This is a genomic window from Mesorhizobium sp. M7A.F.Ca.AU.002.02.1.1, assembly GCF_003998535.1.
Classification (GTDB): domain Bacteria; phylum Pseudomonadota; class Alphaproteobacteria; order Rhizobiales; family Rhizobiaceae; genus Mesorhizobium; species Mesorhizobium ciceri.
Map to the genome: position 1 here is coordinate 1 of NZ_RZPB01000505.1, position 4521 is coordinate 4521.

Genomic DNA, 4521 nt, shown 5'->3' on the forward strand with positions numbered 1-4521 from the left:
GGCCGACATAGTCGGACTTGGTCGTGTCGAGGCCGGAGTTTGCGCCGACATTCACCAAATCCGGCGCGGCGAACGAATTCTCGCCGCCAATCTGATAGGATTGGCCGAAAATGGCATTGGTGCCCCAGCCATTGTTGTAGGAGCCGGAATAGCGGAAGCCGACATTGGCGCGCGAACCGCCTTCGACGCGGTCGTAGCCGGAGAACTTGTCGCGTTCGAACAAGGTGGTCGCATCGAAGACCATGCTTTGGGCGTCTTCGTTAGGCACTGAGAGGCCGCCGACATATTGCTCGTTCGGACGCATGAAGACCTGTGCCATCGGTTCGATGACATGGCTGGACCCGCTGGCCATGGAAAACAGCACCGGCCAACGCATCTCAAGCCCGGCGGTTGCCATGTAACGGGCAAATGACGAGCGCATGTCGTCCTGCTCGCCCAAATGCGTCGCCATTCTGTCGATCGCGTCCAGCGAAGCCGACGACGCGTTGAGGTAGTCGACGTCGCCCTGCAGCGCGAGCAACGGCGTCAGCACCAGCCCGCCATCGGTGACGAAGCTCCGCTTCCACTCGGCCTCGGCGGTGAGACGGCCCGATTCGCCTTCAATGCCGCGGACGCGCTGCGTGGGAGTGAGGGCATTGTAGGGCTCGACGAAGGTCTCATCGACATCGTCGCGGCGGATGACACGCGCGTTGACATTGAGCGATAGCTGGCCGCCGGCCACCGACGCATCAGGAATATAGGCGTAGTCGAGCGACGGCAGCACCCAGGGCTGTTGTCCGCTTCGCGCAGAGGCGTTGTCGTCAGGTGTATCTTCCTGCACATCGAAATGCATGGCGCGCACGTCGAAATAGTTGCGGCCGTTGAGACCCGTCAAGTAGACCGACGACTGGTGGACGCTGCTATTGTACTTTTCGATGCCGTAGGTGTTCGAGAAATTCTTGTCGGTCTGCAGCAGCACGTCCCAGCCGAAGTTCCAGCGTGAGTTGATGGCGAACTGCCCCTGGGTACCCATCATGCCGCGGAATTTGTTGGGATCGCCGGCGCTGCCCGAATTGACGTTGTGGCCAGAGCTGGAGGGGAAGGCAGTGGTGTCGAGGAAAGCGTCGGGATTCTGCTGGTGTATCCCGGCGATCTTCAAGCTGTACTCGCCATTGTTGAAGCGCTGACGCCACTCGGCCTCACCGAGGAAACCCTGCTTGGTATAGCCGGTGCCGGTGACGGTCAGGTCGTAGGTCGGCGCCAATGCAAGATAATAGGGGACTTTCACGCCGACGCCGAGATCGCTCTTGTAGATGATGCTCGGGATCAGGAAGCCGCTCTTGCGCTTCACCGTCGGGTCGGCAATTTCGAATGCAGGCAGATAGGCAAGCGGAAAACCGAAGAACTCGAAATTCGCATTCTCGAAGCGAACCGTCTTCTTCTCGCCGTTCCAGATGATCTTCTTGGCCTTGACGCGCCAGGTCGGCGCTTTGTCCGGCTTATCCTCGCACGGCTCGCAGGCGGTGTAGACGCCATTGTGGAAGGTGGTCAGCACGCCGCCCATGCGTTCGGCGCTTTCGGCGGCGAAATAGGCCTTGTCGATGGTTTCGACCCGCAACGCGTTGACGAAGCCGTCGGCGAAGTCATCGGTGATGTCGATATGCTGCGAATTGATCTTGGTACCGTCGCTGTTGATGACTTCGACGTTACCGCTTGCGACCATTCGCTTGGTGTTGCGGTTGTACTCGACCCGCTGGGCGACAAGGCGATTGCCACCATAGTCGATCTGCACGCCGCCAACGGCGGTCACGGTCTGGTTGTCGTTGTTATAGACCAGCGTGTCGGCCGCCAGCAGCATTTGCGAGCCGGACGGAACCGATGTCGCCATGTCGCCGACGTCCTGCGCAAGCGCCGGTGCCGGAACGGCGTAGGCAAGCACGCACGCCAAGGCGGTCGCCGCATAGAGGCGCGCCAAACCGGCCTGCCTGTTGCTGGGCAAAAACGCCTCCCTCACTAGCCGTCTTCCTTGTATAGCAGGAAAGTCACCCCGAAGAACATAGCCACCATGACCGGTACCCAGGCGGCTACGACAGTCGGCACGAACCCCGCCACGCCGAATGCCTTCACCAGAACCGAAACGACATAAAGCAGAAAGCCAGCGATGATGCCACCCAGAATCATCGTCGCCGACTGCCCCATCCTAGCAAATCGCATTGAAACCGTTGCCGCGATCAGCGTCATGGCGACGAGAAGGAACGGCAACGCCACGAGCGAATCAAACTGCATGGCAAAGGCATTTGCCTTGAGGCCGAAGGAGCGGGCAACCTCGATCTTTCCGGGCAGGTCGTAGAAGGGGATGGTTTCCGGGCGCGCCAGCCGCTCTTGCACGAATTCGGGCTTCAGATTGGTCGGTACGCGATCGGTTGCCGATGCCTGGATCGTGCCGTTCTGGAACGTCTTGACGTCCTGCAATTCCCAATAGCCGTCGCGCAGGAAGGCACGGGCAGCATCCTTGCGCTCGACGATGTTGCCTTGCGGGTCGAGAATGAAGAATACGACATCGGCCATTTCCAGGCCCTGGTTCAGGATGGCCCGCGCACCGATGATGGTGTCCCCCGAACTGGTTTTCTGCCGGATCCAGGGCGCGGCATCGGCCGAGACCGTATTCGATTTGCCGGAACGCAGCTGGGTTTCGATCTGCTCGGACCAGGAGAATGCGTGCGCGGCGAGCGGATTGATGACGCCAACCGACAGGACGCCGAACAGCAAGGCTCCGATACAGCAGGGCAAGAGGAACTGCCAGGCGGAAACACCGGCGGAACGCGCGATGACCAGCTCGTAGCGCCGGTTCAGCGACACCAGCGTCGCCATCGCCGAGAAGAGACCGACGAACGGCACCGTCTGCAGCATGATCATCGGCATGCGGAGGCCTGAAATGGCTACCGCCGTGCCGTAGGTGAAGCCGGGCAGGCCGGTGGTGCGGCCGGACAGCTCGGTGAAATCGATCAGGAACACCAGCGCCAGGAGGCCGATGAAGAACCAGATGGTGATCGTCACGTAGCGGAAGAAGAAATAGCGGCCCAGTGTCCAGCCCATCAGCCGACCCCTTGCCCTGATGTGCCGCGCCTGGACAAACGCAATTTGAAAGCATTCCAGCTGTCAGCGATGCGCGAGGCGAAGTTTGTCATCCAGTCCGCCCAGGTCACGGGCAGTTCCAGTGTCCGGTTCGAGACGATGAACCAGATCGCCACCGCGGAAGCCACGATCGGCACACCATAGACCATATAGGCATATTGCGGGATCTCATCCGCCTTGCTGGCGGCGAAAAAGCCCAGCCAACGCACGAACAGCGATATCGTGATCGCCGTGATCAGCGGATTGACGCGCGCCTCGCGGTGCGAGCGCGCATCCCCGGCGACCGCAAGCGCGATCAGCGCGAAAACCATGGAATAGGTCCATTCCGAGAACCGCTGGTTGACTTCGGCCCGGTATTCGTAGGGGCTCTGCTGATAATACTTGTCGTTGGCGCTCGGGTTGAGCAGGTACTGCGTCGTCTGGTCCTTGGGCAGGAGCGTCACCGCTGAAGCCGCCGCCATGAAGGCCGACATGTCGAAGGCATAGGAGGTGAAGCGGATGACGGAGAGATCGCCGGTCAGCGTTTTGCGATGGATGACGCCGTCATTCATCATCAGCACCTTTTCACCGCCGCGTTCGATGATGCTGCCGGTCTTGGCGTAGTAGACGAGGTTGACGCCTTCTTCGCGCGAATCGGCGACGAAAATGCCGCCCAGCCGATTGTTGGGAAGGCGCTCGCCGACCTGCAGGAACAACCCGTCGTCGATCTTGCGGAAGGTACCTTCCTGGATGATCAGCGACAACAGATCCGCGCGTGACGATGCCACCAGGGCCCGGTTCTTCTGCCGTGCGTAAGGATCGATGCCGTTGTCGACGGCAAAGGAAAAAACGGCTGCGGCGAGCGCCAGCAACATGATCGGCCGCACGATCGTCCAGCGCGAGGCTCCCGCGGCGTTGACGACGGCAAGTTCGGAATCCGAATTCATGACGCTGAGTGTCTGTGCGACCGCCACCACCAGCGCAAAAGGCACTACGATCGGGATGATGGACGGAAGGATGAGGGCGGCGACTTCGAAGAAGGTCAGCGCCGATTGGCCGCTGTCGGTGACCAGATCGATCTTTGCCAGCACCTGCGTCGTCCATACGATCGCCAGCGTCCACACAAGAGCGGCCATGAAGACCACGAAAGCGCGGCGCATGATGTAGCGTTCAACGACCTTCATGAAGGCTTTTCTCGATTTTTTCGAACGGCATCATGCCGCCGAACAAGGTAGCTGTCCGGCAGCGCCTGCACAACTGGCTCATCAGATGGTCTATCCGGGTTCTGTCCCACATCACGCCCCCCGGCTGGGCGGAGTGTCGGCGGGAATGGATAAGAAAGGGCGAACATCGATGGTTAACAACAAGTTGCGGCAAAAAGCGGGGCCGTGCCGCGACGAATCGTCATCGATTCCATAGGTCATATGG

Annotated in this window: 3 protein-coding genes; all 3 read right to left on the reverse strand. The window is 60.4% G+C overall.

The features are described 5' to 3' along the window. Window positions 1-1993 (reverse strand): LPS-assembly protein LptD (locus tag EN879_RS25250; protein ID WP_164774563.1); only part of this gene is annotated, 1993 nt, incomplete at its 3' end. Then, on the reverse strand, window positions 1993-3078 hold the full coding sequence (gene lptG, locus EN879_RS25255; protein ID WP_174299091.1) for an LPS export ABC transporter permease LptG: 1086 nt from the start codon (window positions 3076-3078) through the stop codon (window positions 1993-1995). The genes EN879_RS25250 and lptG, both read right to left, overlap by 1 nt. Beyond that, window positions 3075-4277 carry an LPS export ABC transporter permease LptF gene (gene lptF / locus EN879_RS25260; RefSeq protein WP_013532506.1) on the reverse strand — a complete coding sequence of 401 codons (1203 nt, stop codon included), beginning with the start codon at window positions 4275-4277 and terminating at the stop codon, window positions 3075-3077. Before lptF ends, lptG begins: the two co-directional genes overlap by 4 nt. Window positions 4278-4521 lie beyond the last annotated feature (244 nt).